We start from the raw sequence: 1,630 nt of genomic DNA on the forward strand, positions 1-1,630 counted from the left end.
TTCCTAATCAGTAGTAGGGATTGGTTCTGGTTGGTGCCGGGCTGGTCCCGGCGGAGCTGTCGTCAGGTGATGCCTGATGGTTCCCGGCGTTCGACGTCTTAGGAAAGAACGGCGCGCCTGGCGGCGGAATCTGCTGGTAGGTGGTGGGATTCCGTTGCTCGAGTCCGCCGCAGCATCGACCTCCCGAATGGGTTCCCGAGCCTTCGAGTTCTGCGACAGCATGAGGTCCTGCGGTGTACTGGGGTCACGGACGGCTGATGAGATGTCGGACCGCAGAGTCCTGTGATTAGGGTGCCGCTGGACCCCTGCCCGACTCGGGCGTGTCGTGAAAACTGAAGGAACGGTGAGGAATTGAGCTTCTACTGCGGCATCGACTGGGCCGAGGCCCATCACGACGTGGCCGTCGTCGACGACACCGGAAAGGTCATTGCCCGCGCCCGTATCAGCACCGACGCGGTGGGGTTCGCCGAGTTGCTGGACCTGCTCACGCAGGCCGGTGACACCGCCCAGGATCCGATCCCGGTGGCGATCGAGACCGATCACGGCTTGCTCGTGGCCGCGCTGCGCGCCACGGACCGGCCGATTTACCCGATCAATCCGCTCTCGGCGTCGCGTTACCGCGCCCGCCGTCAGGTCTCGGGCGCCAAGTCCGACGCCATGGACGCGGTCATGCTCGCTGACATCCTGCGGACCGACGCTGCCGCGCACCGCCCGCTGCCAGCGGATACTGAACTGGCACAGGCGATTCGGGTGCTCGCCCGCGCTCAGCAGGACGCGGTATGGGAACGTCAGCGGCTCGGTAACCAAGTGCGCGGGCTGTGCAAGGACTTCTACCCGGCCGCCCTCGACGCGTTCGCCGACCTGGCCCGCGGCGCCCGCGGTGGCAGCGGACTGGCTCGCCGCGACGCCCGCACCGTACTGGCCGCCGCACCCACTCCCGCCCGCGTGGCCAAACTGACCCGTGCACAGCTGAGGAAGCTGCTGACCAGGGCCGGTCGGCGCCGCAATGTCGGTGACGACGTCGAACGGCTCTACGCCGTGTTCCGCGCCCAGGGGCGGCTGCGGCAGCCGCAGCTGGTCGAGGACGCTATGGGCCTGCAACTGGCAGCGCTGTTGCGGCAGTTCGATGCCGCCTGCGCAGCCGCGGAGGACCTCGCCGAGGCGGCGACCACCCATTTTGAGCGGCACCCGGACGCGAAGACCATCGCCAGCTTCCCCGGCCTCGGGGCACTGGCAGGCGCCCGGGTGCTCGCCGAAATCGGAGATGACAGAACACGTTTCGCTGACGCACGCGGACTCAAAGCCTACGCCGGCTCCGCGCCGATCACCCGCGCCAGCGGCCGCAAAGAGATCATCTTGCACCGGCACATCAAGAACAAGCGCCTGGCCGCCGCAGGCCAGATCTGGGCACTGGCATCTCTGCGCGCCTCGCCCGGCGCACGCCGCCACTTCGACCGCCGCCGCGCCAAGGGCGACTGGAACCACCAGGCCCAACGCCATCTGTTCAACAAGTTCCTCGGCCTGCTCCATCATTGCCTGCAAACCGGCCAGCTCTACGACGAGCATGTAGCTTTCCCACCTCCTCTCGCAGCTGCGGCTTGACTTTTAAGCTCCATGAGATGTCTTTCCT

The 1,630-nt window shown here is 67.1% G+C and carries 1 protein-coding gene; it reads left to right on the forward strand.

Annotated features, from left to right (window positions below):
* Positions 1-351: 351 nt before the first annotated feature.
* Positions 352-1,602, forward strand: a complete 1,251-nt coding sequence (locus NM2_RS46890; RefSeq protein ID WP_067684294.1) for an IS110 family RNA-guided transposase — start codon at positions 352-354, stop codon at positions 1,600-1,602.
* Positions 1,603-1,630 lie beyond the last annotated feature (28 nt).

The sequence above is a fragment of the Nocardia miyunensis NBRC 108239 genome, assembly GCF_001613065.1.
GTDB classification, from domain to species: domain Bacteria; phylum Actinomycetota; class Actinomycetes; order Mycobacteriales; family Mycobacteriaceae; genus Nocardia; species Nocardia miyunensis.